The organism is Pseudomonas sp. FBCC-B1667, assembly GCF_059133255.1.
Genome location: NZ_CP101437.1, coordinates 3,400,767 through 3,427,741 on the forward strand (window position 1 = coordinate 3,400,767; position 26,975 = coordinate 3,427,741).

Sequence of the window (26,975 nt, forward strand, 5' to 3'; positions counted from 1 at the left end):
CACATCTAAGCCCGCCCATTGGTCACCTCCCCATTGCTGGAAACGCGCCACGGTTGCACTGAGTTGTTGTGATAGAACGAGACCTTGCCACGCTCGTCAATCAACTGTTCCATCATTGGCTGTACGTATCCGGTCTCGTCAATGGCCCGGCTCATAATCATCAGTTCCTGGCCATTCCATTCGAAGGCTGCTCTAAAGGCGGTTAGTGCCTTGGTCAGAATGGGTTCCTGTAACCTGGCTTCAGTCCAGTTGTAACCGCCGTCTACAGAGACGTCGACACGTGAGATTTTTCCGTGGCCGCTCCAGGCAATCCCACGCATTTCATGGACGCCCTTGCGTGTCAGCTTTTGAGTGCCGGAGGGGGAGGTGATCAGTGATTTGCACTCCATGACAAAGGAAAACTTCCGGGCTTTGCCGTTGGCCATTAAATCAGTGTACTTGGCGGTCTCCTCACGACTGTAGGCCGGTGCGTCGGTGACGTGTAATCGACGTAACCATTTGATGTGAGTATTGCCTTCGTAGCCCGGAACAAAAAGGCGTAAAGGGTATCCCTGCTCTGGCCTAAGACGCTCGCCATTCTGGCTGTACACGACCATCACATCGTCCAGACACTTCTCGATCGGAATACTTCGCGTCATCGCTGCCCCGTCGGCACCTTCCGCGATTATCCACTTGGCTTCGGGCTTCAGGCCGGCCTCATCCAGCAATGTCCTCAGAGTCACTCCTGTCCATTCAGCGCAACTCACGAGGCCGCTCACTTCGGCCGCAGTTTTACCCCAAGGGGGAAGGAATGAAGGGTTGCCCGAGCACTCCATGAAGTGCACCCGCGATACAGCGGGAAACTGGCGAATCTCATCCACGGTAAATATCAGCGCTGTTTCGGTGAGGCCATGGATCATCAGGCGATGTTCCGCAGGATTGATCTGCGGGACGCCTGCGTGGTGGCGCTCATAGAACAGACCGTTGGGCGTAATGATGCCGTCCAGCTCTTGAAGCGGCGAGGTGCTGTAGGCCGACATTGTGTCCTTCAGGCCGGGGTACAAACTTCTGATCGCCTTGGTTTCGTACGTTGAAGGGTGCCCATAAGGGCTTGCTGTGGGTGTGCCCAGGCTGCGAGTCCATTGTGGGACTCCAAGGGGTAGGTTCGGGTCAAGGCTGGTCGCGCTGGTGGTCTCTGCTGTAACGAGTTTGCTGTCAACCAGAGCAAAGGCCGCGGTGCCAACAAGTGCTCCGCTTTTAATCAGAAAATCTCGACGAGCCAATGGTGTTTCAGACGCTTCTTGCTCAGCGGAGACCATGGATTTTTTTGTCATTTTTTTTCCTCTGGAGCTTTGCCGGAACAGATACACCGATCAATGGACCGATCGGTCAGTCTGGAGGGTGAGCTTAGATCGGAAAATACCGATGGTCCAGTGGTTGCGAGCTACGACAGAGTGTTAAAAGAGATTTGGGGGAGGAGGGGGGCAGCGGGAAGGCGGCGCATGCGATGCACCGCTGATAGCCGTCAGGCTTTGTGTTGCGCAGTTTTGAGTCCGGGCAGAATGGTGTCGCAAAAGAACATTGCGATGGATTCTGGAGAGCGCGGGCCTTCTGGTTTGATCCACAGGTAACTGTAGTGGTGAATGCCAAGGATAGCCTTGACGGCCAATGAGTCGGATGTATGGAAGATACCCTCGCTGACACCTGCCTTGAGGATCTGCGACCAGAGCTTTTCATACTGACGGTGCAGGTCGAGCAGTTCGGTCTGACGTGCACCAATGACGGAATACACTTCACGGAAACAGACCGTCATCTCGGCTAGATGGGTGACGATCGTACGCATGACGATGGTAGAGAATTGACGAAATTTGTCTTCGGCAGGCAGATCGCTTTCGCACAGTGGGATGCCTTCAGCGATCAAGACCCGCAGATAGCGGCTGGTGATCTCGAACAGCAACTCTTCTTTGCTGCCAATATGGTAATACAGCGCACCTCGACCAAGCCCTGTGGCCTTTTCAAGCTCGGCCATACCGGTCGCGTGAAAGCCTCGAGTGGAAAACAACTCCGCAGCGATTTTCAGTATCCGTTCTTTGGTGCCGATTTCAGTGGGTACGGCAATGGCAGCGGTGTTTTTCTTTCCCATGAGTCAATTCCAGCTTGGTAGGAGCCAATCATACCCATGCAGGCGTGTTGAAGGATATCGATGCGTAGTGCGTATCACCCTGAAGATCTGTTTGGTCTGTCATGGCTACGGCAAACTCGAATGGCATTAGATGTCAACGACTCTGTCATCTGCTGACAAGCTCCTGCCTTCCTCTCGTATTACTTTGCTTATTGGGCGAATTCGACACGCGCAAGCCAATGCACAGTGACGTCCAAAGAATCAGAAGAAAAAATTGGAGGCTCTAACATGAAGGTTGAACGATTTGCCCATTGCAGTCATTGGGGAGCCTATTCAATTCTTGTCCAAAATAATGAAATTGTCGGGATTGAGCCATTCGAGCACGATCCAGCGCCTTCTCCGATAATTGATTCTGTTCGTGAATGGGCCCGTTCTGAACGCCGCATCACGCAGCCTATGGTTCGTGCAGGCTGGCTTGAGAACCGTGAGAGAAGTGATCGCTCCAAGCGTGGTGAAGACAAGTTTATACCGGTGAGCTGGGAGACTGTGACAAGTTTAGTGGCTGAAGAAATTCAGCGAGTATCCTCCAATCATGGAAACGAAGCGATATTTGCAGGTTCCTACGGCTGGACCAGTTGTGGTCGACTTCACCATGCACCCTCTTTGCTTAAGCGGATGCTGAATCTGGTAGGTGGATATACCGGGCACGTCGATACTTATTCTATAGCTGCGGGCCCCACCATACTTAAACATATTCTTGGGGATGCAGCGGCTTGCTCGGGGGACGCCAGTACTTTTGATACCATTGTAGAGCACACTCAGACTCTTGTGGTCTTAGGGGGGCTTTCCCCCAGAACAGCGCAGAACGAAGCCGGTAGCATTGCGAAGCATTCACTCGAAAGTTACCTGAGGCAAATAGTAGCAAAAAAAATAAAGGTGATACTTGTTTCACCCCTGAAGGACGATCTCCCTGAATGGGTCGGTGCCGAGTGGTGGCCTATTCGCCCGAATACAGACACTGCCCTTATGCTCGGGTTGGCAGGGGAGATTCTACGTTCGGATCTTCATGATAAAGACTTCCTCGCGCGATACACGAGCGGTTCCGAGGAATTTGTTAGTTATCTGGATGGCAGTAAGGACGGCACTTACAAAAATGCAGCGTGGGCCTCCTCAATCACGGGCATCGAAGAGCAACACATTGTGAACTTGGCTACTTTACTCGCCAGTACGCGATCAATGCTGACGCTCAGCTGGAGTTTGCAGCGTGCCCACCATGGAGAACAACCCTATTGGGCCGCTTTAGCGCTTGCAGCATTGACGGGGCAGATAGGGTTGCCCGGCGGCGGCGTCGGTTACGGATATGCATCTCTTGGTGGCATGGGTGCACCGGTGAACCTCAGTAAATCACCGTCCATCTCTCAACTTAAAAGGCCAATTTCTAACTTCATACCAGTCGCAAGAATCAGCGATATGTTATTAAATCCTGGAATGAGTTTCACGTATGAAGGTAAGGAGCAAACCTACCCTGATGTACGACTTGTTTATTGGGCCGGGGGTAATCCATTTCATCATCATCAGGACTTAAACCGATTAGATGTCGCCTGGCAGCGGCCGGAAACGATCATTGTGCAAGATCCAATGTTCACACCGACTGCGTTACGTGCGGATATCTTGCTTCCAGCCAACACATCCATTGAACGCAATGACGTTGCAGCCAGTAAGCGATCTGACTATATTTTGGCGATGCATCGCGCGATAAAGTCAGTGGGTGATTCCAGATCGGATTTTGATATTTTTGATGCCATTGCAGCGAAGTTGGGTGTGGCTGATGAATTCAATGAAGGGCGCACTGAAATTGAATGGTTGGAATACATATACAATGAAACCAAAGCGGATGCCTATCATCGCAATGCATTTGAAATGCCAGCGTTCGATGTGTTCTGGAAACAAGGTTATGCGCAATGTCCTATACGCAGCAATCATACGTATTTAAAAGATTTCCGCGAGTCTCCAGAGGGGCATCGACTTAAAACAGAAAGTGGCAAGATCGTTCTCAATAGCTCAATGTTATCGAGCTTGAATTACGATGACTGTTTGTCTCATCCTGCCTGGTTGGAACCTGCAGAGTGGTTGGGTAATGCAGACGCGTCACAACTGCATCTGATATCAAATCAACCGGAGGGTCGACTGCACAGTCAATTGGAAACGGGCAAAGCAAGTCTCGCCTTGAAGCGCAACGGGCGTGAGCAAGCAAAAATCAACGAAGAAGACGCGCGCCGGATGAAAATCATCGATGGCGATACAGTAAAAGTTTGGAATGCACGAGGGGCTTGTCTAGCCACTGCAACTATAACTGACACGGTCAGTCGAGGGGTCGTGGTGCTTCCAACCGGCGCGTGGTTAACAACAACGCCAAAAAACAATTTGGATCTCGCAGGGAATCCAAACATCCTGACATTAGACATTGCGTCATCCAAGTTTAGCCAAGGGTGTGCCGCGCATACCTGTTTAGTCTACCTTTCACCTTATACTGATGCTGCGCCGTCGGCGATGGAATACTATCAGGATCTGATCGACGATATGTCCAGCGTTTAATAATTCGTTGTGTGTAAGATGCAATCATAAATTATATTGTCTGAGGGTGCGTTATGTCTGAACATGTTGCTGAAATCAAATGGGAAAAAAATATCCATTCCGATGACGCCTCTACCTATTCACGTAACCATGTAGCTCGGTTTGAAGGACAGCAGAAATTAAATATTTCGGCTGCTGTTGAATATAAAGGGGATGCCTTGTGTGCGGATCCAGAGCAACTGTTGGTCACTGCCGCTGCCAGCTGCCACATGCTTTTTTTCTTGGCTATCGCCGAGCAACAGGGATTTCTTCCTGAATCCTACAGTGATACGCCGGTGGGGTATCTTGAGAAAACTGAGAGCGGCGGGCTCGAAATTACACTCATCGAACTGTATCCAAAGATAGTATTCGCTGGGGAAAAGAAACCTGATGATGGCGCTATTGCTCGTATGCATGCGGGCGCTCACAAAAGGTGCTTTGTTGGAAACTCTATTAAGGCGAAGATTACGGTCGGTAGCTACTCCTGAGTCTATAAGACTATTGCGTGAGTAGATTGACACTGCGTGCAGGAATAAGGGCAACGTGATATGTCGAATGTAAATGATAGGGTATTGCATGAGCGCCGAAATAATGTTGTGACGTTGTGGCTTAACAGGCCGCAACAGTACAATGCGTTGTCTGAAGAAATGCTGAGTGCGCTCAGGGATCAATTAAATTTAATTGCCAGCGACCCAAGCGTTCGCTGTGTCGTCCTGGCTGCTAAAGGAGGCGCTTTTTGCGCAGGTCACGACCTGCGAGAGATGCAACAGAACCAAGACAGTTCATTCTACCGACGCTTGTTCAGCTTGTGTAGTGAAGTCATGGTAGGTATTCAATCGCTACCTGTACCCGTTGTAGCGCGCGTGCAGGGTGTCGCAACTGCCGCCGGTTGTCAGCTCGTAGCGAGCTGCGACCTGGCCGTGGCAGCACGTGGCGCTAGATTTGGAGTTTCAGGAATAAATCTGGGGCTGTTCTGCTCCACTCCGTCCGTCGCGCTTACGCGTAACGTGCCCATCAAAAAAACTTTCGAAATGTTATTTACCGGTAAGTTTATTGATGCAGATACCGCGGCGGAATGCGGGCTGATTAATCAGTCAGTCGATCATGAAGATCTTGACAGCGCTGTTGATATCCTAACGGCTGCAATAGCCTCTAAAAGTGCAACCGCAATCAGATATGGCAAGTCAATGATTTATCGTCAGCTGTCAATGTGTATCGAAGACGCGTATTCATATGCCGCTGACGTCATGGCGTGTAATGCCATGGAGATTGACGCCATTGAAGGTATCGCTGGGTTCTTGAACAAGCGCCCTGTCAGCAACTGATGTGTTGTTTTGGAGGGCGGGCGGCGCCCTCCAGGCAGGAGCTCCACGTATAAGTTGAGAGAGCTTATGACTGCTGTTCGATTAGTCGATCCACTGGGTCGACGAATAGATTATCTGAGATTGTCGGTGACCGACCGGTGTGATTTTCGATGTATTTATTGCATGCCTGAAAATATGCAGTTTGCCGCTCGCCACGAAGTGTTAAGTATCGAAGAGTTGTATGAGGTCGCCAGTACTTTTATTGAACTGGGAGTGCGCAGGATCCGTTTGACTGGAGGCGAGCCCTTGGTCAGAAAAGATTTGAACGGATTGTTGTGTAAATTGGGAGGCCATAAAGAATTAATAGACCTGTCGATAACGACAAATGGTTCGCAGTTGGCGGGGCGAGCGAAAGAGTTGAATCGTTTAGGCGTTAAAAGACTTAATATAAGTCTTGATTCGCTTTGCCGCGAGCGTTTTGCACAACTGACACGAGCGGACAGATTGGAAAAGGTTCTTGATGGGATCGAGGCGGCGAGAGCGGTCGGCTTCAAACGAATCAAAATTAATAGCGTTATACAAAAAGGTGTCAACAGTGATGAAGTTTACGATTTGGCAATTTACGCACTGACGCGAGGCTTGGATATTAGTTTTATTGAAGAAATGCCGTTAGGGGTCGTGGATAGCCATAATCGTAGTCAAACGCTGGTGACCAGTGATGAAGTTCTCAAGGAGTTGAGCGAACACTTGAGCTTGAACGCGGTAACCGATGTGACGGGAGGACCCTCAAGATATTACAGCGTAAAAGGCTATGATAGTCATATAGGTTTTATTTCACCTCACAGTCATAATTTCTGCAGTCAGTGCAATAGAGTTCGAGTCACTGCAGAAGGTAAGCTCGTCCTCTGCCTTGGTCAAAATGACGACATTGATCTCAAGGAAGTATTGCGCGATGCTGATTACTCTCGCGACGCACTGAAGTCAAAAATTATAGAGGCGATGAAGTTGAAGCCGGCCGCTCATTCCTTTGAGCATACGCAAGATGTTCAAGTTATTCGCTTCATGAGCGTGACGGGAGGTTAAAGGCACGTCATAACTCTGCTGCAGGCTTGGCGTGTCCTGCATATCCAGTGGCTTGTTTGGCAAAGTATTGCCGCGACGCCATCCTATAGTGAGGCTCTAAAATAAAAATTGAGATTTTTCCCAGTGTGAGTCGGGAAAGTCAATCAGTATGAGTGCTCAAGAGAGGCTATATGACTTTTCATCATTGCCATACCATATACGCCGAAAGCTTCTTCACACAACACGCTGAGTTGTTTTCACCCTACCTGGCGAAAGTGGGTCTTAGCAGGGATGTTTTGAATTCACCAGGTTACGAAATTCCGTTGTCTCAATATATCGGTCTATGGGAAGTACTGGGTAGAGAGCTATCACCGAATATTGGGCTTCAGGTGGGGCTGCTTACCAATTGTCATGGATGGGGTGTGTGGGGCCATGCGCTTCGGAGCGCGCCAACAATGCAGTTGGTTCTGCATTGTTTAAGTCATTTCATTGGCGTCCTCACTCAAGGGGTTAAAATTGACATCACCCATTCTGATAAATATGTGGGTATTAGTTATCAGATTATTGATCCTCTCATAATTCAACGCAAGCAAGATACTGAGTTCTCAATTGCTTCTGGTCTGAGTCTGATTCGTGAAGTGACCGGATGTCCTGATCTTGCGCCGACCCGTGTTGAGTTTGAACATAGCGCTTCCAGTGACCTGTCCATCTATAAAGAAGTATTCAATTGCCCGGTGCATTTCAATCAGCCGGACAATCGTTTGTTCTTTCCGGCCTCCTTGCTGGATAGGCCGGTGCGCACCGCCGACATTCGTCTGTTCCAAGCGTTAGAAGCGTTCCTTGAGCAACGGCGTGTGATGAGGACGGGTCCCAACGATTTACTTAATTGCCTGCTGCGCCACGTTGCTGACAGCTTGAGCAGTGGGTGCCCCAGCATAGACCAAATAGCAGTCACAATGAACATGGGGGTACGGACCCTTCAACGTCGGTTGGCCGATTATGACTTGGACTTCAGTCATCTTGTTGAAGCGGTGCGTCGCTCGCTGGCAGAAAATTATGTGTCTTGTTCCAGCCATAGCATCACCGACATTGCACTGTTACTCGGTTATACCGAAGCGAGCTCCTTCAGCCGCGCGTTCCGGCGCTGGATGCAGTTGACACCTCAACAATACAGGCAGCAGGTGCAGTCTTCTCTGATTGGCGCGTGATGTCAGTATTTTAGTCATGCGCTGACAAGCCCGACCGTCGTGTATTCGGTATTTTTGCGTAGAAGTTACGCACGATACCGGAGAGCGAAAATGTTTCTGCAAAGTAAAAATCGCAATAGATTCTTTATTAACGGTGTTTGGGCCAGTCCACAGGGTGGCGCGTCAGATCGCGATATTATCAATCCAGCGGATGGCACTGTATCAGGCTCAGTTTCGTTTGGTTCATCGGTTGATATAGAAGCCGCTATACAGGCCGCGTTCGAAGCCTTTCCAAGCTACTCAACCACCACTGTGGATTTTCGTGTGGCGTTGTTAGAACGGATATGTTCAGTTTATGAAAGACGGTTAGATGAATTGGCTGAAGCCATTACCATTGAGATGGGTGCGCCTCTTCATCAACTGTCACGTCCTCTTCAGGCAACGATTGGGCTCTGGCATTTCCAGGCTACGCTTGAGGCACTTAAAAACTTCAGTTTCGAAATACAACGTGGGTCGACTCTCATCACGAAAGAACCCATAGGTGTATGTTCTTTAATTACACCCTGGAACTGGCCGATGAATCAGACGGTCTGCAAATTAGCGCCTGCGCTGGCCGTGGGTTGTACCATGGTGCTAAAGCCAAGCCAGAATGCTCCCTACTCGGCGTTGATTTTAGCCGAGATAATGGAAGAGGCTGGGGTTCCTCCAGGTGTATTCAATATGGTCAATGGAGAAGGACGAAAACTCGGGCAACAGTTAGCTTCTCACCCTCTTGTAGACATGGTGTCACTGACCGGCTCCACACAAGCCGGAGCGAGCCTGACTGTCGCCGGTGCTGAAACTGTTAAAAGAATGTCCTTAGAGTTAGGCGGGAAATCTGCCAATATTATTCTGCCTGACGCAGACTTGGAACAGGCCATTCGACATGGCGTTCTGCATATGATGTCGAATTCCGGCCAGTCTTGCACGGCCCCGTCCAGAATGTTGGTACCTCGGACTCAACTGGAGACGGTCGAGCGAATTATCATCAAGGTATGCGCTGAAATTAAAGTGGGTGATCCTATGGATCCTGAAACCACGATGGGGCCGATGGCGAATGAGCGTCAATATAACCAGGTTCGGGAGTTGATCCAGGCCGGCATTGACGAGGGCGCAAAGCTATTAACGGGTGGCGCTGAAAACCCAATAGAAAATAATAGCGGCTTTTACATCTCTCCAACCGTATTTACGCAGGTTGATAATACGATGCGAATAGCGCGAGAGGAAATTTTTGGACCTGTATTAGTCGTTATTGGATACGACAGCGAAGAAGAAGCCATTTCCATCGCTAATGATTCAATCTATGGTCTTTCAGGGTATGTTTATTCATCTGACCTATTAAACGCTAAACGGGTTGCCAAACGTATGCGTACCGGGATGGTCCATCTTTGTGGTGCTCCGGTCGATATGAGTGCGCCTTTTGGAGGCTATAAGCAATCGGGAAATGGACGGGAGTGGGGGGCAGCAGGGCTCGATGAGTTTTTAGAAATAAAGTCAATAATGGGAGCGCTGTAATAGCGTGTGGTGATTGCTCTTGCTTGAGTGATCACCCTTCATACATCATAGGCAATTATGCATTTCGATTTCTATACGCGCCGGGACTCACTTGCATCCAACCCCTGAACGCGCGACAAAAAGCAGCAGTGTTTTCAAAACCCACAAGGGCTGAGATTCCATCTATTGAGATGCGGGATTGGGTGAGTAGTTGAACGGCGAGATCGCGACGTAAATGATCTCTGACAATTCTGAAACTGGTGCCCTCGGCCTGTAGCTTGCGAGTCAAGGTGCGGGTAGACAGCCCTAGCGCATTGGACACTTCGTCAACATCATCTGATGGGATTTCCAAAGCCGCAAGGTGCTGCCTGACTTTAGTGCTGTACAAGCCAGTATTTATAGTTGTGAATGCCCAATCTTCTGGAGCACGTCGTAAGAAAGCCCAGAGGTCTACACGAGTACGACGAAAACCAGTGAGCCCGTATTTTGAATCCAACCAAAGGGCACTGTAGTCTGCGTTGAAAATGACAGGTCCTGGATACAGGAAGGCATAGTCGGTGAAATGTTCTGGTTGTGGGAATGCGAACTGAACACGTTCAAGCTCGACTTTAGTATTCAGCAACCAGCTGATAATTCCATGAGCCAGTCTCATCATGAGTTCGTGACCCAGGACATTCACTTCTAAATTTTCTATTCGCGGTTTTAGAATGATTCCAATTCTGGTGTGTTCGCGTACCAATGAAAGCTTATAGTCATCCAGCAGTAAATTCCAGAATCGGGCGAATCTGTTGAGTGCTATTGCTATATTTGCTGCATCCAACACGCTTAACATTAGGTACTTCAACGTGCCACTTCGTATGGATCGGGACCACAGCCCGTGCATTTCGTCGTCCATTAGAACAACATTCGCTTTGTACGCTGCTATAAATTGTGCGCGACTGATCCTTAGCTCTGGTTGATAAAGACACGCTTCAGGAATATTAGATTTTCGAAAAATATTCAGTATTGCCTCATCGCCGTGAACAGCTCTGGTTTTTCGGAGCATTGCTTGCAGGAAGTGTCCAGAAATTGTCAGTGCCCTTTCGGTAAGTGTGGACCTGTTTGAATAATGTGATTGCATTGCGGGCGATCCTCCCAAACGAAAATTGAGGCGTATCAAAGACGTCCTGATCTTGGCGTATTGTGCATAACTTCTGGCCTGCAATGCAAAAAAAAACACACTCATCGCTCTAGACTGATCGTAAGGGCATAGCCTGGATGACGGTCGTTTTGGAACGAGAGTGAGATCCGGTTAACAAACCTATTCGTGATGGGATCTGGTGTCGACATTCGCCTCATAAGATAAGGGCTAGTTATGTACTCTGCTTCCAAATTTCCAAGTATGCACAAAAAAAGTCGCTCGATTATGCAGCTTCTCAGGCAGTTGGTTGGTAAGCGCATTACCGATGACGTCGCAAACGATCCCCTTGGGTCTCTTGACTGGGAATCTCTTAGCGTTTTACTGCACGAAATGGCCTCTGAAAAAGGGGGCGAAGCGAAGTCACGCATCAACGTAGGTCGGTTGCTGGATTTTTACCGCCGATGCACGGCGGACGATCAAAAACGTTTCATGTCTGTATTGAATGAATCTTTTGATGTGGATGATAAAGTTGTTCGAGAGTCAATAGACGTTTACTTGAGTGCTCCGGATCTTCGATCCAGATCGGCTACCGTTGGTAGACTGTTGAAAAGCCTCGAGAGCCCACGCTCCCGCATCCTGCGTCAGTTTAACCTTCTTCCACAGGGGGTTCATGAGTTGGTGGACATGCGGGCCGATCTGCTCCGCTTGCAGGACAACGGTGACTTGACGGGTATGGACCAAGACATGTTGCGTTTGTTTACGAGTTGGTTTGATTCCGGTTTTTTGGAACTTAAGAGCATCGGTTGGAACTCACCTGCCTCTTTGCTTGAAAAACTCATCAGGTATGAGGCTGTCCACGAAATTACATCGTGGGGGGACTTGCGCAACCGGGTTGATTCTGACCGCAGGTGTTATGCTTTTTTTCATGCTCGGATGCCTGAAGAACCGCTCATTTTTGTTGAGGTTGCTTTAGTTCAAGGTATTGCCAATAACGTTCAAGAATTACTTGACGAAACGTCGCCCACATTGGATCCGAACGTCGCAGATACTGCTATTTTTTATTCTATTTCTAATGCGCAAGAGGGATTGCGCGGGGTCAGCATGGGCGAGTTTTTGATCAAGCGAGTTGTGGAACAATTACTTCAAGAATTTCCGAAATTGAAAAATTTTTCTACACTTTCACCTGTGCCAGGATTTTCCCGTTGGTTGAGTAAAACATTGGACCGGTCAGAGACGTTGCCGAATGACTTGCGTGAGTTTTTCTTAAATAATAAAGCAGACATACCGACTGCGATTCGCGAGCAGCTAGGCTCACCGGAAGGCAATAACATAGCGTTGGCAAGTCAATTAAAAGTTTGGCTTCAAAGCGAAGTTGCCTACTTTCTTACAAAAGAAAAGAAAAATGGGGCACCTGTCGATCCCGTGGCGAGATTTCATTTCTCCAATGGCGCGAGTCTGGGCCAGATAAATTGGATGGCGGACAACTCAAAATCGGGTCTTCGGCAATCCTACGGTTTAATGGTGAATTATTATTATACGCTTGGCGAGATTGACTTAAATGGCCAGGTATATTCCGAGCAGGGTGAACTTCCCGTGAGTCCAGAGGTTGGGAAGTTAGTAACGAAGGCGGAGCAGCGTCGTTGTGGTGGTGACGCTATAAAAAATAAAGTGGAGAAGCGGGCTTGAAAATTGATAGAGCTAAAGCAGCACTGCTGGTGATTGATATGCAACCTAAAGTGTTGCAGCTAATACCGGCTCACCAAAAAATCCTTGAGAACTGTCAGTGGCTAGTGGGGTTGTGTGAGGATCTTGAGATCTCCGTGCGATTTTCCGCGCACTATTCCAAGGGTTTGGGCCCAATTTCAGCTGAACTGCTGGCGTGCTCTCAGGAACCTACGATTCTAAACAAGAATTTCTTTTCTTGCGTCGAAGACGGCGGCGAAGTTGCTGAAGAACTGGGTGCGCAAGGACAGTGGATCCTGTGCGGGATCGAAACACATGCTTGCGTGATGCTGACTGCGATGGACCTTATCGACGCAGGAAATCAAGTTTTCGTGGTAATCGACGCTGTTGGATCACGAGCGGAAATCGATAAGTCTGCGGCATTAGCTAGGTTAGAAGCCGCGGGTGCAATTCTGGTTACCCGAGAAATGGTTCTATTTGAATTGCTGCGATGCGCAGGAACTGAAGAGTTCAAAGCTTGCAGTAAAAAATACTTGAAATAAATCTACGGTTTACTGTTGTTTTTAGGAGTTCAGATGAATAAGCAAAAAATTGGGGTTCTTGGCGCCGGTACCATGGGCAGTGGTATTAGTCAGGTGTTCGCACTGAATGGATTTGACGTCACACTGGTTGACATCTCAGCTGCTGCGCTCGAACGAGCGGTCGGTACCGTGGACAAAAGCCTGACGCGGTTGCTCACTAAGGAAAAAATTACGGATCAGCAAAAATCGGATGCTCTCTCCAGGATTCGAACGGGCGTGAAACTCACGGAATTGGCTGATTGCGATGTCGTGATCGAGGCGGCGACCGAAAGTCTCGAGTTGAAATTGGAACTAATGGCTCAGTTAGACGCTATCGTGGGGCCGGAAGCAATTTTAGCATCCAATACATCATCGATTTCTATCACGCGTCTGGCTGCAGCCACTACGCGACCCGAAAGAGTGGTGGGGCTACATTTCTTTAATCCCGTGCCACTCATGGCCCTTGTCGAGGTTATCCGCGGGCTTCAAACAAGCGAAACAGCATTTTCTTCGATGGAAGCCTTGGCTAAAGCAGTCGGGAAGACGCCGGTAAAAATTAAGAATAGCGCCGGTTTTGTCGTCAATCGCTTGCTTTGCCCTATGATCAACGAAGCTGTGTTCGCCTTCAGCGAGAACCTCGCGTCGGCGTCGGAAATTGATGAGGCCATGAAACTGGGTGCTAATCATCCCATTGGCCCGTTGGCACTGTGTGACATGATTGGCCTTGATGTTCAATTAGCGGTCATGCAAGTTCTATTCGAATCCTTCAAAGACTCTAAGTATCGCCCGGCCCCACTTCTCGTGGAAATGGTAGAAGCCGGCTATCTTGGGCGTAAGACAGGCCGTGGTTTCTACGAGTATTAAATACCGCCCGCTCTACGAATTCGTACAGCGCGAGCTACTGACTAGTCCGTAACGTGATGTTGGTTATCGTATGAAAGCACGAGCGTACTTATGTGATCATAGATAATCAGCATCTTGTAATTCAGCGCTGTCTCAATATTGGTTGGTATCATTTTTACAGTGGCCCAACTGTCCATTTTCGGAGAATTAAAAATTGAACAATGAAGGCTCTGTCGTCGTTGAGGCCCACGGGCGTGTAGGATTGATTCGAATCAATCGCCCCGATGTTCTTAATGCGTTAAATGATGAGGTTATGGATAAAATTTCTGACGCGGTCGATTTATTCGAGGCCGATGAAGAAATAGGTTGCATCGTACTCACGGGCAGCGACAAGGCCTTTGCGGCTGGCGCTGATGTTGACGCGATGAAGTCATTCGATTACATGCAGGTGTATAAGTCCGATTTTGTATCCCGTAATTGGGAGCGAATTGGAAAATCTCGAAAACCGGTCGTTGGCGCAGTGGCGGGTTTTGCCCTGGGGGGCGGGTGTGAGCTTGCAATGATGTGCGACATCATTATCGCTGCCGAGAACGCGAAATTTGGTCAACCCGAAGTAAGACTTGGAGTTTTGCCCGGCGCCGGAGGCACACAACGATTAACGCGTGCCCTTGGCAAGGCCAAAGCCATGGATTTGTGCCTGACGGGCAGGACGATGGATGCTTTTGAAGCCGAAAAATCCGGACTTGTAGCGCGTGTCGTGCCGGTCGAGCGCCTTTTGGATGAAGCATTAAGCGCAGCTCAGACCATCGCCAGTTATTCACTCCCGGTCACGATGATGATTAAAGAGTCTGTTAATCGCGCATTTGAAAGCAGCCTGGCGGAAGGTCTGTTGTTCGAGCGACGCCTTTTTCATTCTGCCTTCGCTTTAGAAGACCAAAAGGAAGGGATGTGCGCGTTTCTGGCCAAAAGGAAAGCAATATTTAAACACCGATAGCGAAAATTTCGGTTCGTAACTGCGCCGCTGCTAGTTTTAGGGGCGGCTTTTTTGTTTCACAGAAAAATGTAGATGGGTGTTGGCGTGCGCAGCGAGTGGCTTGCCAGCATTTCGAAGATTGGTAGGTATCTTTGGGATAAGGAGTCGCATGGCCTGCATAGGCCGAGGTGTCTATCGGAGCGAGGATAGCCCAGCTAGACTGATTAGTAACAAAGTGTCCAGTTGGATCGTCGCGCCATGGCCGTACCAAGTTGTCACACGATCTTCGCCGAAAGTTTTTTTCTCCGCAACGCTGAGCTGTTCGCGCCTCACCTGGCAGCAGTCGGATTAGACGAGAAAATTCTCATGTCTCCTGAATCGGAGATTCCTCTGTCCCAATATGTTGCCTTGTGGGAGGTGTTGGGGCGCGAGGTTTCCCCTACTATCGGTCTGCAGGTGGGCATTCGCACCCAAAGCAGCGAGTTGGGCACCTATGGCCATGCAGTGCGTTGTGCGCCCTCGATGCAACTGGCAGTGCATTGTCTGAGGCATTTCATCTCGGTGCTCACGCAGGGGGCACGAGTGGGGGTCGAGGAGGATGACAAATCTGTTTCACTTAGCTATCAGATAACCGATCCCACAATCGTTCAGCGTCGTCAGGATTCCGAATTTTCAATTGGAATTTCGCTCAATCTCATGCGTGAAATCACTCAGTGTCCAGACCTGCGCCCGACCCGGGTTGATTTCGAGCACCCTGCGCCGCTTGATCTGACGTTTCATCGTGAGATTCTCGAGTGCCCGATTCATTTTGGCCGACCTGATAACCGTTTGTACTTCTCCCGGGAATTGTTGGACATGCCGGTGCGAACAGCAGACACGCGCCTGTTTCAGGCGCTTGAGCCGTTTCTCGAGCAGCAGCGAAAAAGTCGAGCAGCAGCCACCGATTTGCTCAGCCAGATGGGGCAACATATCGCCAGCAGCCTCGGAGGCGGCAATGTGAGCCTGGGGCAAGTAGCCAGCAGCATGAAGATGGGTGTACGTACCCTGCAGCGTCGCTTGATTGAGCACGGCTTGGATTTCAGCCAGTTGGTCGAGGGCATTAGGCGTTCCCTGGCTGAGGACTATGTGGCGAGATCCGATTACAGCCTTACCGAGATTGCCCTATTGCTTGGCTATTCCGAAGCGAGTTCCTTCAGTCGCGCTTTCCGCCGATGGACCCAATCCACCCCTCTGCAGTATCGCCAGCGCGCCCGCACCTGATCAATTCTGCATAGGAGTCGATTGGCACCGGATGTCAATGACGCTGTCATGTACCGGCAAGCCGCCGTCTTCGACATTGAATATAAAGGGGCGTGCTTCGAGTTCTGTGACGTGGGCATGCTCGTCAGGCCATTGAGGAATTCTTCCGTATGCTTTTTGCCAACCTTGGGGCGCTCGAATCGGCGCGTGGTTGCATGAGCATCAATCGAGAATGGCCCACATGATCCGAAGATCCCGGCGCGAGTCATGGGGGACTTCCGCCATATTGAAGAGGCGCTGACCAGTGTTATCGATCGAGGGTAGAGGGACGGCTCAGGGACGAGTAGTAGAAATGGTCGAGAGTTAGCCCGTCTTTTGGTTCTTGCCTTTCCCGGTCTCCAAGCAATGGCGCGCACCGGATATGGGCAAGCTGAGCCCCATGGTGCGTTGGATCTACTGCTTTTCCATCTTGACTGATGATTGCCGAATACCATTTTGTACCCAATATGGACCGAAAGGCCCCCAACAAAATAAACAGAAATGGGGAGATCCCGATGAAGATTCAGCAGATTCGCAACGCCACTCTGATAGTCGAGTATGCGGATACGAAGTTTCTGATCGACCCGTTGCTCGCGATGCGGGGAGCCTATCCCGGGTTCGAGGGCACGCCGAACAGCCATCTGTTCAATCCTACTGTCGATCTGCCCGTGCCAATGGACGAGATTCTCAATGTGGACGCGGTCATCGTTACCCACACTCATCCCGATCATTGGGACGAGGCTGCTAAGACCCTGCTGCCGAAGCATCTGCCACTCTTTACCCAGCACGTGCAGGATCGCGAGCTGATCAAGTCTCAGGGCTTCACCGACGTTCGTCTGTTGCAAGGTGCCGACTTCAATGGCATCTCGTTGGTTCAGACCTTAGGGCAGCACGGTTCGGATGCTGCAATCGAGGCAATAGGGGCTGTACTGGGTGAGGTTTGTGGTGTCGTGTTCAAGCACCCCAAGGAAAAGACTCTCTATATCGCCGGCGACACTGTTTGGAACCAGTATGTCCGTGCCAACTTGAAAGAGCATGACCCCGATGTCGCGATTCTCAATGCGGGTGACGCCCAGGTCACGGGCCTTGGTCCGATCATCATGGGCAAGCAGGATGTTTACGAGGTCTACCAGGCCGCGCCCAAGGCGACGCTCATTGCGACCCATATGGAGTCGGTGAATCACGCAGTTCTTACCCGTAAAGAGCTTCACGAATTCTCCATTGAAAAAGGCATGACCGACCGCCTGCTGGTACCTGAGGACGGCGAAATCTACAGCTTCTAAGTCGAATCCTCCTATCCATCCACACCCGCCAAAAGAGAGAGAGAAAACATGTCAGTTGAAGCAAACAAGGCAATCATCCGTCAATTCTATGCCGCCATTCAGCGCCAGGACTTCGAAGTCGTGGCCAGCCTGTGCCATAAGGACTTCAAATTCTACTTGCAGGTGGATACTCCTATTTTCGGATCAGAAGGCTTCATCCAGTCAGAAAAGAAGAATTTCGCTGCCTTCGAAGGGTTTATCTTCAAAATAGAAACACTACTGGCTGAGGGCGACCAAGTCGCGGCCTACATGACATTTGACGGGCGGCAGAGCGGAGAATTAGAAGGATATGAGACGAAGAAGGGGCGCGCGCGCTTCTCGCTCATGATGCTGTTGACCATCGCTGGCGGAAAAATCATCGAAAAGCGTGCTCACTTCGATCGCATGGACATTCTCGAACAGCTAAATACTGCAGTTTGATCTTGGAGCGCGGATCAATACTGGGTGGTGAAAGTGAGAACACCGCTCAGCGGACGACTGTGCCTGCGCCTCGATCCTCAGGATGACGCGTCATTAGTTATTGAGGGGAACAAAACGTGCACCTGTAATCTGGGCAACATCGTGTTCCATGGTGGCTTAACACTCAGTAATGAGCGAATGGTTTGATCAATTCGGTGGAGCCGCCACTGCCATAAACAGTGGCGGTGAAGTCACTGCCAGAAAAGCATGACGACTCCAGACTATCCGTGAATCGCCTACAGTAACTTTGATCCTGTAACTGATTTTAAAAGTTGCGGTTCCTTTGCACCTCCGGGACTTGCTTGCAGATTCAATGACACTGGCACACCCAATCTGCGATCGTTTGGATACTCGTTCCACGGCCACGAGACATTTAGTTGGAGTGGCTATCAAAGATTGATCAATACAATTTTCCTCGACGCTTTAGATGCAGGGTCATTTCAGCGACCCGACCTTGTTGGGTTTATGGTCGAAATCAGGTTGGGCTAGCAGCCAGTTTTGTTCGCGTTGGTTTTCGATTTGCCATCCCTGATCTCGGAAAATCTCAGTGTCGAGGACTAATTATGAAAAGAATGACTAAAGGATAATTTGTGAAACCAATTCCTCGGGTCCTGCTGCTTATGGCCCTGGTACTGGCGGCGATTAATCTGCGCCCCGGTATTACCTCCCTAGCCCCCCTGATTGAGCGGATCGCCACCGAGCTTTCGTTGAGCCGCAGCTTTATAAGCCTGGCCACCGCGCTGCCGGTTTTGTGCATGGGCCTGCTCGCTCCGCTGGCACCGCGTCTGGCGCTGTGCTGGGGGCTGGAGCGCGCAATAGCGCTATGTTTGGGGCTTGTCGCCCTAGCCTTGCTGACGCGTCTGGGCGCGCAGCAGAGTACGGTGCTGATGGGCAGCGCGATTGCTCTCGGTGCTGCCATCGCCGTGGCCGGCCCATTGTTGTCGGGGTTCATCAAACGTTATTTCGCTGCCGAGATGGACCGGGTAGTGGGCTGGTATTCCCTCGGCATGGCTATTGGTGGTGCTGGTGGTGCGGTACTTACCGCGCCGGCCACTGCACTGTTTGGCGATGCTTGGAATCTTGGCTTGGCGGTCTGGGCCCTGCCGGCGGTGCTCGGTGTGCTGCTCTGGATTTGCCTACCCAACCGACTCGGTGCCGACGAGGCGCAGGAGCAGGGCGCAGGTTTGCCCTGGCGGCAACCTCGCGCTTGGCTGATCAGCCTTTTCTTCGCTCTGCAGGCCGGGTTGTTTTACGCCCTGGCCACTTGGGGGGTGGTGCGCTACCACGAGGCCGGGCTGAGTCTGTTGCGCAGCAACCTGCTGATGAGTATCTCGATGCTAATGGGCCTGCCCAGTTCCTTCGTGCTGCCCTGGCTGGTGCAGCGTTTCGATGCCCGCTATCCGTTGCTGCTGGCTTGCTGTGCGCTGAGCAGCCTCTGCATGGCAATGATCAGCTTTGCTCCAACCGTCGTCCCCGAGCTGTGGGCGCTACTGATCGGCTTCGGCCTCGGCGGCTCCTTCGCCCTGTCGCTCGTGTTACCGCTTTATGAGGCCGGCTCGCCGCTGGCGGTCAGTCGCTGGACCGCGATGATGCTATGCACCGGTTATGGCCTAGCGTGTCTGACACCGATTCTTACCGGCCTGGCGCGCGATTTATCCAGTAGCTATCGCCTGCCGTTCGCTGCGCTGACCGCTTTGGCCCTGCTGATGACGCTGATCGCCTGGCTGCTGGGGCGCAGTAACCGCTGTCAGGACTGAAGCCGTTGTCTTGCCTATTAGAGCCGATTTGCAGTCGCTTGCACTCGTTCAGTATTACGAACAGCGCAGTGTTGAAAAGGTGACCTCGATTTCAAACTCAATCAGGGCGGCCATGCTGTGAATTGATTGTCGAAAGTCCATGGGCTTGGGTGCCAGGCTATTTCACCAGTGTATCCGCCTAATCAATCTTGCATCACTGTCGATTGACGTCAGATGCCAACGACTCTGTCATGCGCAGGCAAGCCAACAACTCTGACATTGAATACTTTAGTTGCCAGGCAAGCTTGAAATATCGGGCTGGATCTTTTTGACCAGCCTTCTTCCATGCGGAATACAAGCTGCCTATTCAAACAATAAGAACATGAGAGGTGTCTGTGTTGATGTGCACGAGTGTGGCGTTTACAGCCCCCCACCCCTGGACGCCGGCGGCGTTCCATTCCCATGCCTTGAGTCTCGTTCGCAGGTTGATCGGTCCCGCGCCGATCGCAAGCCGTGCTTTTAGTACATCACAAGAAATACTCCGGAGAGCCCCATGAAAACCTTCCCTTTTTCATTGCTGAGCGGTGCACTGTGCGTGCTACTCGGCGCTGGCAACTTGCAGGCAGCCTCGGCAGTTGATGTGGGCAAGCTTGGAAACGAGCTTACCCCCATCGGTGCCGAAAAGGCTGGAAACGCTGATGGCAGCATTCCGGCATGGAACGGAGGTCTGACCCAAGCTCCGGCTGGATGGTCGCCAGGTCACGGTGATCCATTTGCTGCTGACAAGCCGCTGTACTCAATCGACGCAGGCAATGTGGCCCAGCATCAAGCGCAACTGCCGGCCGGCCAGGTTGCGCTGATCAAGACTTATCCGGGCTACCGTCTGGATGTCTACCCTAGTCGCCGCAGCTGTGCCATTCCCGCCGAAGTCGCTCAACGTACGAAGGAGTTCGCTGGGCAAGGCAAGATTGGTGACGACGGCTGGCGACTGGAGCAGGCGGTTGGTGCGTCGGTGCCGTTCCCGTTGCCGAAGAGTGGCATCGAGGTGATGTGGAATAACAAACTGCGTTACATGGCAATGGGGCGTCGCGCCCAGTATTCGTATTTGATGCGGGAAAAGGACGGCGGTCTTTACGAAGGTAAGCAATGGGCGAGCGAGTACTACCCCTACAACGATCCTGCGGTGAAGACGCCTCTTGACACGGGTGGTGTTGAGTCAAAGCTGCTTTATGACGTGCTGACTCCGTCGTCTCGTGCAGGGGAGTTGTATCTGGTTCACTCCCAGCTGGATAAACCGCAGGACGCGTGGATCTATTTCCCCGGCCAGCGTCGTGTGCGTCGGGCGCCATCCTTCGCCTATGACAATCCGATTGCCGGCACCGATAACCTGTACTTCGTCGATCAGATCAACATGTTCACCGGAGCCATGGACCGTTACGACTTCAAGCTGCTGGGCAAGAAAGAGATGGTGGTGCCTTATAACTCCTACAAATTGATCGACAAGTCTAACAAGTACAAGGATCTGATCGGTAAGGACTATCTGAATCGCGACGTTCAGCGATACGAGCGGCATCGCGTCTGGGTGGTCGAGGCGACCGTCAAGGCGGACAAGCGCCACTCCTTTGCCAAGCGCGTGTTTTTTATCGACGAGGACAGTTGGGTCGTCCTGCACGTCGACATGTATGACGCTAAGGGCAATCTCTGGCGTGTGCAGGAAGGCAGTCTATGGGCTAACCCAGACATCAAAGCATGCTCCAGCTTTGAATACGTCAGCTATGACCTGGTAGCCCGCCGCTACTTCGGCGACGGCTTCACCCAAGAAGGCGAAGTGCTGGATATGACCGCGGGCCTCGAAGGACGCGTAACCGACAAGATGTTCAGTTCAAATGAACTGCGCCGTCGCGGCGAGCGTTAATTTTTTCGGAGTACACCCAAATGTATAAAAATAAAAAAGGTGGCGCTACGGCGCCACAGGGGGTTCCTCGCGCCTCCAGTACGCTGACTCTTGGATTGATGACGATATCGACGCTAATGTGGGCTCAACCAAGTCACGCGTTCCGTTTCGGTTCTGAGGAGGGTATATCAGGTAGCTTCGATTCTACTCTAAGCTATGGGTTTGCAACTCGCATGGCGTCCCCGGATTGTAAACTCCTGGGAGGCGATAGTGGCGGTTGTAATAACGGCACCAGCACAGAACTTGGTAAATACTACAACTTGACCAAAGGCAATGGTTACGCCAACGCCGATATCAACTACACCAATTCTGATGACGGCGATCTCAACTACAACAAGCATGATGTTTTTTCTGAAGTGCTGAAGGGGACTCATGAATTGAGTCTGAAATTTGGAGATGGCTGGAGTGCTCTGGGCCGCGTTGCGTGGGCCAAAGACTTTAAAATGGACAATACCCGGCGCACCCCTTTGGAAGATGAAGCCGAACGCGATGCTACTGAGCGTCTCGATCTTCTCGACTTGTGGGTGGCTAAGAGCTTCGATCTTGGCGATATGCCCTCAAAGGTTAAAGTTGGTAACCAGGTGATCAGTTGGGGGGAGGAAATTTTTATAACCGGTGGCATCAACCAGATTAATGCCCTCAGCTTACCGAAGTACCACACGCCAGGAACCCAGTTGAAGGAAGTATTCATCCCGGCACCAATGGCGTCGTTTAACGTGGGCCTTACAGATACCCTGAATCTAGAGGCCTACTATCAGTTCAAGTGGAACGCTTATGACCTTGATCCGGTAGGAACCTATTATTCGAGTGCTGACGTCGTAGGCGAAGGACGTCGTCCTATTTACTATTCCACGAGTTATGTCGACAACTTCTCTGGCACTGGGACGTGCAGCGCGCTCACACCAACCGGTCGATGTGGCGAACCGTTGATCAGCGGTCTGAGCAATGCTGCGCTGGTTGCCAAAGGCCTTGCTGTTCCGTACGGCGGCGAACGCAAGCCGGATAATGGCGGTCAATATGGCGTGGCGTTACGCTGGACAGCGGAGGATATCGGAGCTGAATTTGGTGTTTACTACGAGCGCTACCATGACAAGCTCCCTTTCATTGGTTACACCGCTGTATCAGATCCGGATGCGCTACGTACGGACAACTTCTTCGTCAATTATGGAGAAGATAAAGACTTGTTTGGCCTGTCGATGTCCACCATGTTTGGTCCGGTAGCTGTCGCCGGGGAGGTGTCATTTCGACCTAACGATAGCGTCGGAATAGATCCGACTGTCCCATTTGGCCGCGCGTTCACCGGATCCTTTAACAAGAACAGCGTATATGATACGGGCGTACACAATGGTTACGTCGAAGAGAAGAAGTGGCAGATTGATGTTAATGCCATCTACACCTTCGCTGCCAATGATCCTCTCGGTTTTATTCCTAGTAGCCTAGGTGCATCTGACGGTTTTATCGTGGCCGAGGCAGCGGTTACCCACTATCCGGATCTCGATACCTCTGGCAAAACACCATACTTTCTGCCGGACTACTCGCTGCCGGACAAAACGTCTTGGGGCTATATCACGGAGATCGGTATCAATTATCCCAATGTCTTTGGGACCGGCATAACTGTCACGCCGCAGTTTGATTTCAGTCATGACGTTAATGGAACTACACCAAATGCATTGCCCTTTGTAGAAGGCCGTAAGTCGCTGACCAGTTCTTTATTGTTCAACTACCGCGATCGTTGGAAGGGGGGGGTGCAGTGGGTGCAGTTCTGGGGCGGTGGCGGTAACAATCTAATGGCAGATCGCGACTTTCTCAGTGGTAACGTTTCGTACTCGTTTTGAACCTATGCCCCCTTCGCTGGAGGGGGCTATTCACTCCTTCAGGTATTCTCACCATGTTGGCTTCTCTGGTGCTCGGTCTCGAGCGTTTCTTCTTTCGCCATCGAATGGCGACCCTTGCCGTGTTGGCGGTGATTACGCTTGTCATGGGCCTGTCCGCGTCGCGCCTGGAAATGTCGGCGGGCTTCGACAAGCAGCTTCCACAGCAACATTCTTTTATCAAGACGTTCAACCAATATAGGGATGTGCTCTTCGGCGCCAATCGCATCATTGTAGTGCTGCATGCTAAACACGGAGATATCTGGAACCAGCAAGCACTGACGCGATTATATGACCTGACTCAGGCAGTGTTCTTCATGCCGGGTATTGATCGGCGGAGTGTTACCTCGCTTTGGACACCCAATACGCGTGCGGTGCAGATTACCGAGGAAGGTATGAAAGCCGAAGACGTTGTGGGTGGTGATGTCACCGTCGGAACCCTCGACGATAGGGCTATTGCCGGTATTCGCGAACGAACGCTTATCGGCGGCTTTGTTGGCAGCCTGGTGGCGAACGACCATTCCGGTGCGATGATCGTGGCTGAACTTGCAGATCCAGACCCGCAAACAGGGAAGCGTTTGAACTATCTGGAGTTCAGTCAGCGTCTTGAAGATGAACTGCGCAGCAAATATGGCGACGCCGAGTACGATGTGCAAATTATCGGTTTTGCCAAGCAAATGGGCGATATTGGAGCGGGAGCCAAGAGCGTCATCATTTTTTTTGCGCTGGCTTTCGTGCTCACCGCTCTGGCTGTGTATTGGTACACGCGCTCCTGGGTGTTGACCTTCTTACCGCTATTTTGCTCTTTGGTTTCGGTGGTCTGGCAGTTTGGCACGATTACTTTGCTTGGCTTCGGCCTTGATCCGCTCGCAATACTAGTGCCGTTCCTAGTTTTTGCTATTGGCGTATCTCACGGAGTGCAACAGGTTAACTTTATCTCCAGAGAGGTATGTGCCGGTGCTGATGGTATGACTGCCGCGCGCCGGAGCTTTGGGGGGCTTCTAATTCCTGGCACCTTGGCATTGATAACGGCCTTCGTTGGTTTCGCCACCTTGGTTTTGGTGCCGATTCCCATGATTCGAGAGTTGGCCATTACCGCATCGGTAGGCGTGGCGTACAAGATCATTACCAATCTGATCATGCTTCCAGTACTGGCTAGTTACTTTCGCTTCGACGCGGCGTATGTCGCCAAGGTGGAGCGCCTGCGTCAATGGCGTGACAATGCGATGGTTGGACTCGGGCGAATCGCCGAACCACGCAATGCAGCAATTGGCGGCGTCATTTGTCTCGCATTAATGGTGCTCGCGGTGTGGCAGAGCCAAGGTCGCCATGTGGGGCACGTTCTCCCAGGGGCGCCCGAGCTACATTCGGATTCGCGGTATAACCGAGATGTAGAGAGCGTCGTGCGCCACTTCTCACTGGGTTTGGACTTGTTCACCGTCGCAGTCGAAACCCCTGAAGGCGGATGCTACCGGCACGATGTAATGAGTTATGTGGATCGTTTGACTTGGCACTTGGGAAATGTGCCAGGGGTACTGTCAGCTCAGTCGTTACCGGCGTTGACCAAACTATCAGCTTCTGGCGTGAACGAGGGCAATCCGAAGTGGGCGGCTCTGCCGATGGACGAGCTTTCTCTGGCTGAGGCAGTGCGCCAGGTGCCTGAATCTCTGCGTCTGTATAATGCCGACTGCACGTTATTGCCGATCAATCTTTACCTTGCTGATCACAAGGCAAGTACCTTGAAGCGGGTAGTGCAGGCCGTCGAGCTCTATCGCCAAGCGCATGTCCTTAAGGGCGTGACGGTGCGATTAGCCAGCGGTAATGCTGGTGTCCAGGCAGCTACCAATGAGGTGGTGGAAACCTCTGAGTTGCCAATGATGCTCTATGTCTATTTGACCATTATGGTGTTGGTGTTACTCGTCTATCGGGACTGGCGAGCAATGGTCGCCTGTTGCCTGCCCCTCACCCTTGCAACCTTCCTTGGCTACTGGTTCATGAAGGAACTGGATATTGGGCTCACTGTTGCAACTCTGCCGGTGATGGTACTTGCCGTGGGTATCGGTGTGGACTATGCGTTCTACATCTATAACCGCCTCCAGATGCATCTTGTCGAGGGCCTGAACATCGTTGAAGCCTTTCAACTGGCTCTGCGAGAGGTCGGAGTTGCCACTGTGTTTACTGCAATCACATTATCCGTAGGTGTTGCTACGTGGTCGTTCTCTGCGCTGAAATTTCAAGCTGACATGGGGCTGCTGCTTACCTTTATGTTCATGATCAACATGATCATGGCCATTACCCTTTTGCCAGCAATCGCCGTAATGCTGGATGTCCTCATTCCCCGCCGGGGACCCGTTCGTGCTCCCCTGGTTGCACATTGATAGGAGTACATCTGATGTCCGTGATTCATTCTCTGCGTCCGATGTTATTGTCGCTGGTTCTGCTGGGCGCCGCCGCTGAAGGCGGGGGGGTAGCTTTGCCGCTGGCCCGTGCACAAAACGCTCCGCTGCTCGCTGTCACTCATGCCGGCCAACGCATGGTTGCTGTTGGCGATCATGGCGTGGTGATATTGTCCGACGATGGTCAAACTTGGCGCCAGGCAAGGAGCGTCCCGGTGGATGGACTGCTCACCGCTCTAAGCTTCGCGGACGCCCAGCAGGGCTGGGCAGTTGGCCACGGGGGGGCGCTGCTGAAAACCGAGGATGGCGGCGAAACTTGGACCCTGCAGCAACGCATGGAAGGGCAGCCAGTCTTGCTTTCTGTATGGTTCGAAAATAGCCGCCATGGCATCGTTGTTGGCGCTTACGGCTATGCCGCCCAGACCGAGGACGGCGGCCAGAGTTGGACTCGCCTTAGAGTCGGCGAGGAGGGTGATGACTATCATCTCAATCATATTTTTTCTGGCCCCGATAAGAGCCTTTTCATTGCTGCAGAGACCGGAAATGCCTTTCGCTCTTTGGATCACGGTACTACGTGGCAGAAGCTCGATACTGGTGTCAGAGGCTCGTTGTGGGGAGGCGTTGGCCTAAGATCTGGCAAAGTGCTTCTTGTTGGAATGAGTGGCCGAGTGTTGGTCAGCGACAATATGGGCGACAACTGGCGCGAATTGAGTAGCGGTAGTCATGAGGCAATCACGGCAGTCGCCCAGCGTGCAGATGGTCGTGTGGCATTGGTGGGTAACGGTGGACTGGTCGCCGAATCAGATGCCAATCTGGAGCATTTCACTACCTCACTCAGAGAAGATCGTATCAACCTGGCGGCCTTGGCTCCCATGGATGATGGGGGGCTGCTGGCGTTCGGTTCTGTAGGTGTGGTGAAGCAATAACCTGGCGAAAGTCGTTTGACGGTTGCACCTGATACGTCTGGGTGCTGTGCCGAA

Annotated in this window: 21 protein-coding genes; 18 read left to right on the top strand and 3 right to left on the bottom strand. The window is 51.5% G+C overall.

The window, feature by feature from the left end; genetic code table 11:
- Nucleotides 1-5: 5 nt before the first annotated feature.
- Both soxC and NL116_RS15485 read right to left on the bottom strand, forming a co-directional pair.
- A complete protein-coding gene (gene soxC, locus NL116_RS15480; protein ID WP_494377947.1) occupies nucleotides 6-1,313 on the bottom strand; it encodes a sulfite dehydrogenase in 1,308 nt (435 codons plus the stop codon).
- A 191-nt stretch (nucleotides 1,314-1,504) separates the two neighbouring features.
- Complete coding sequence (locus tag NL116_RS15485; RefSeq protein WP_494377948.1) at nucleotides 1,505-2,122, bottom strand: TetR/AcrR family transcriptional regulator; 618 nt, start codon at nucleotides 2,120-2,122, stop codon at nucleotides 1,505-1,507.
- Nucleotides 2,123-2,389: 267 nt separating this feature from the next.
- Between NL116_RS15485 and NL116_RS15490 the strand changes: the two genes are divergently transcribed.
- From NL116_RS15490 to NL116_RS15515, 6 genes are all read left to right on the top strand, one after another.
- Nucleotides 2,390-4,696, top strand: coding sequence for a molybdopterin-dependent oxidoreductase (locus tag NL116_RS15490; RefSeq protein WP_494377949.1), 2,307 nt, complete (start codon nucleotides 2,390-2,392; stop codon nucleotides 4,694-4,696).
- Nucleotides 4,697-4,749: 53 nt separating this feature from the next.
- Nucleotides 4,750-5,202: an OsmC family protein gene (locus NL116_RS15495; protein WP_494377950.1), complete on the top strand. Its 453-nt coding sequence runs from the start codon at nucleotides 4,750-4,752 to the stop codon at nucleotides 5,200-5,202.
- A 60-nt stretch (nucleotides 5,203-5,262) separates the two neighbouring features.
- Nucleotides 5,263-6,039: an enoyl-CoA hydratase gene (locus NL116_RS15500; RefSeq protein ID WP_494377951.1), complete on the top strand. Its 777-nt coding sequence runs from the start codon at nucleotides 5,263-5,265 to the stop codon at nucleotides 6,037-6,039.
- 66 nt (nucleotides 6,040-6,105) lie between these two features.
- Complete coding sequence (moaA, locus tag NL116_RS15505; protein WP_494377952.1) at nucleotides 6,106-7,101, top strand: GTP 3',8-cyclase MoaA; 996 nt, start codon at nucleotides 6,106-6,108, stop codon at nucleotides 7,099-7,101.
- A 170-nt stretch (nucleotides 7,102-7,271) separates the two neighbouring features.
- Entirely contained in the window at nucleotides 7,272-8,288 is a 1,017-nt protein-coding gene (locus NL116_RS15510) for an AraC family transcriptional regulator (protein ID WP_494377953.1), read from the top strand.
- Between the two features lie 90 nt (nucleotides 8,289-8,378).
- The gene (locus NL116_RS15515; RefSeq protein ID WP_494377954.1) at nucleotides 8,379-9,821 is read left to right on the top strand and encodes an aldehyde dehydrogenase family protein; all 1,443 of its coding nucleotides are present in this window, start codon (nucleotides 8,379-8,381) and stop codon (nucleotides 9,819-9,821) included.
- 55 nt (nucleotides 9,822-9,876) lie between these two features.
- Here NL116_RS15515 and NL116_RS15520 read toward each other — a convergent pair whose 3' ends face one another.
- Nucleotides 9,877-10,920, bottom strand: coding sequence for an AraC family transcriptional regulator (locus tag NL116_RS15520; RefSeq protein ID WP_494377955.1), 1,044 nt, complete (start codon nucleotides 10,918-10,920; stop codon nucleotides 9,877-9,879).
- A gap of 234 nt (nucleotides 10,921-11,154) precedes the next feature.
- On the opposite strand from NL116_RS15520, the gene NL116_RS15525 reads away from it, so the two are divergent.
- From NL116_RS15525 to NL116_RS15580, 12 genes are all read left to right on the top strand, one after another.
- Complete coding sequence (locus tag NL116_RS15525) at nucleotides 11,155-12,606, top strand: malonyl-CoA decarboxylase (RefSeq protein ID WP_494377956.1); 1,452 nt, start codon at nucleotides 11,155-11,157, stop codon at nucleotides 12,604-12,606.
- The gene (locus NL116_RS15530) at nucleotides 12,603-13,145 is read left to right on the top strand and encodes an isochorismatase family protein (protein WP_494377957.1); all 543 of its coding nucleotides are present in this window, start codon (nucleotides 12,603-12,605) and stop codon (nucleotides 13,143-13,145) included. The genes NL116_RS15525 and NL116_RS15530 overlap by 4 nt, the downstream gene beginning before the upstream one ends.
- A gap of 33 nt (nucleotides 13,146-13,178) precedes the next feature.
- Complete coding sequence (locus NL116_RS15535) at nucleotides 13,179-14,027, top strand: 3-hydroxybutyryl-CoA dehydrogenase (RefSeq protein ID WP_494377958.1); 849 nt, start codon at nucleotides 13,179-13,181, stop codon at nucleotides 14,025-14,027.
- Nucleotides 14,028-14,220: 193 nt separating this feature from the next.
- A complete protein-coding gene (locus NL116_RS15540; RefSeq protein ID WP_494377959.1) occupies nucleotides 14,221-15,000 on the top strand; it encodes an enoyl-CoA hydratase in 780 nt (259 codons plus the stop codon).
- Between the two features lie 237 nt (nucleotides 15,001-15,237).
- Nucleotides 15,238-16,239, top strand: a complete 1,002-nt coding sequence (gene qhpR / locus NL116_RS15545) for an AraC-like transcriptional regulator QhpR (RefSeq protein WP_494377960.1) — start codon at nucleotides 15,238-15,240, stop codon at nucleotides 16,237-16,239.
- Nucleotides 16,240-16,772: 533 nt separating this feature from the next.
- Complete coding sequence (locus tag NL116_RS15550) at nucleotides 16,773-17,540, top strand: MBL fold metallo-hydrolase (protein ID WP_494377961.1); 768 nt, start codon at nucleotides 16,773-16,775, stop codon at nucleotides 17,538-17,540.
- Nucleotides 17,541-17,588: 48 nt separating this feature from the next.
- On the top strand, nucleotides 17,589-17,999 hold the full coding sequence (locus NL116_RS15555) for an ester cyclase (RefSeq protein WP_494377962.1): 411 nt from the start codon (nucleotides 17,589-17,591) through the stop codon (nucleotides 17,997-17,999).
- Nucleotides 18,000-18,658: 659 nt separating this feature from the next.
- Nucleotides 18,659-19,795, top strand: a complete 1,137-nt coding sequence (locus NL116_RS15560) for an MFS transporter (protein ID WP_494378070.1) — start codon at nucleotides 18,659-18,661, stop codon at nucleotides 19,793-19,795.
- Nucleotides 19,796-20,327: 532 nt separating this feature from the next.
- The gene (locus NL116_RS15565) at nucleotides 20,328-21,689 is read left to right on the top strand and encodes a DUF1329 domain-containing protein (protein WP_494377963.1); all 1,362 of its coding nucleotides are present in this window, start codon (nucleotides 20,328-20,330) and stop codon (nucleotides 21,687-21,689) included.
- 20 nt (nucleotides 21,690-21,709) lie between these two features.
- Nucleotides 21,710-23,563, top strand: coding sequence for a DUF1302 domain-containing protein (locus NL116_RS15570; protein WP_494377964.1), 1,854 nt, complete (start codon nucleotides 21,710-21,712; stop codon nucleotides 23,561-23,563).
- A 53-nt stretch (nucleotides 23,564-23,616) separates the two neighbouring features.
- The gene (locus NL116_RS15575) at nucleotides 23,617-25,977 is read left to right on the top strand and encodes an efflux RND transporter permease subunit (RefSeq protein ID WP_494377965.1); all 2,361 of its coding nucleotides are present in this window, start codon (nucleotides 23,617-23,619) and stop codon (nucleotides 25,975-25,977) included.
- A 14-nt stretch (nucleotides 25,978-25,991) separates the two neighbouring features.
- On the top strand, nucleotides 25,992-26,921 hold the full coding sequence (locus tag NL116_RS15580; RefSeq protein WP_494377966.1) for a WD40/YVTN/BNR-like repeat-containing protein: 930 nt from the start codon (nucleotides 25,992-25,994) through the stop codon (nucleotides 26,919-26,921).
- Nucleotides 26,922-26,975: the final 54 nt, after the last annotated feature.

What these genes read in the sequence shown, in the direction of transcription:
- soxC (WP_494377947.1), bottom strand. Translation starts at nt 1,313, where the DNA reads ATGACAAAAAAATCCATGGTCTCCGCTGAGCAAGAAGCGTCTGAAACA.
- NL116_RS15485 (WP_494377948.1), bottom strand. Translation starts at nt 2,122, where the DNA reads ATGGGAAAGAAAAACACCGCTGCCATTGCCGTACCCACTGAAATCGGC.
- NL116_RS15490 (WP_494377949.1), top strand. Translation starts at nt 2,390, where the DNA reads ATGAAGGTTGAACGATTTGCCCATTGCAGTCATTGGGGAGCCTATTCA.
- NL116_RS15495 (WP_494377950.1), top strand. Translation starts at nt 4,750, where the DNA reads ATGTCTGAACATGTTGCTGAAATCAAATGGGAAAAAAATATCCATTCC.
- NL116_RS15500 (WP_494377951.1), top strand. Translation starts at nt 5,263, where the DNA reads ATGTCGAATGTAAATGATAGGGTATTGCATGAGCGCCGAAATAATGTT.
- moaA (WP_494377952.1), top strand. Translation starts at nt 6,106, where the DNA reads ATGACTGCTGTTCGATTAGTCGATCCACTGGGTCGACGAATAGATTAT.
- NL116_RS15510 (WP_494377953.1), top strand. Translation starts at nt 7,272, where the DNA reads ATGACTTTTCATCATTGCCATACCATATACGCCGAAAGCTTCTTCACA.
- NL116_RS15515 (WP_494377954.1), top strand. Translation starts at nt 8,379, where the DNA reads ATGTTTCTGCAAAGTAAAAATCGCAATAGATTCTTTATTAACGGTGTT.
- NL116_RS15520 (WP_494377955.1), bottom strand. Translation starts at nt 10,920, where the DNA reads ATGCAATCACATTATTCAAACAGGTCCACACTTACCGAAAGGGCACTG.
- NL116_RS15525 (WP_494377956.1), top strand. Translation starts at nt 11,155, where the DNA reads ATGTACTCTGCTTCCAAATTTCCAAGTATGCACAAAAAAAGTCGCTCG.
- NL116_RS15535 (WP_494377958.1), top strand. Translation starts at nt 13,179, where the DNA reads ATGAATAAGCAAAAAATTGGGGTTCTTGGCGCCGGTACCATGGGCAGT.
- qhpR (WP_494377960.1), top strand. Translation starts at nt 15,238, where the DNA reads ATGGCCGTACCAAGTTGTCACACGATCTTCGCCGAAAGTTTTTTTCTC.
- NL116_RS15550 (WP_494377961.1), top strand. Translation starts at nt 16,773, where the DNA reads ATGAAGATTCAGCAGATTCGCAACGCCACTCTGATAGTCGAGTATGCG.
- NL116_RS15555 (WP_494377962.1), top strand. Translation starts at nt 17,589, where the DNA reads ATGTCAGTTGAAGCAAACAAGGCAATCATCCGTCAATTCTATGCCGCC.
- NL116_RS15560 (WP_494378070.1), top strand. Translation starts at nt 18,659, where the DNA reads ATGGCCCTGGTACTGGCGGCGATTAATCTGCGCCCCGGTATTACCTCC.
- NL116_RS15565 (WP_494377963.1), top strand. Translation starts at nt 20,328, where the DNA reads ATGAAAACCTTCCCTTTTTCATTGCTGAGCGGTGCACTGTGCGTGCTA.
- NL116_RS15570 (WP_494377964.1), top strand. Translation starts at nt 21,710, where the DNA reads ATGTATAAAAATAAAAAAGGTGGCGCTACGGCGCCACAGGGGGTTCCT.
- NL116_RS15575 (WP_494377965.1), top strand. Translation starts at nt 23,617, where the DNA reads ATGTTGGCTTCTCTGGTGCTCGGTCTCGAGCGTTTCTTCTTTCGCCAT.
- NL116_RS15580 (WP_494377966.1), top strand. Translation starts at nt 25,992, where the DNA reads ATGTCCGTGATTCATTCTCTGCGTCCGATGTTATTGTCGCTGGTTCTG.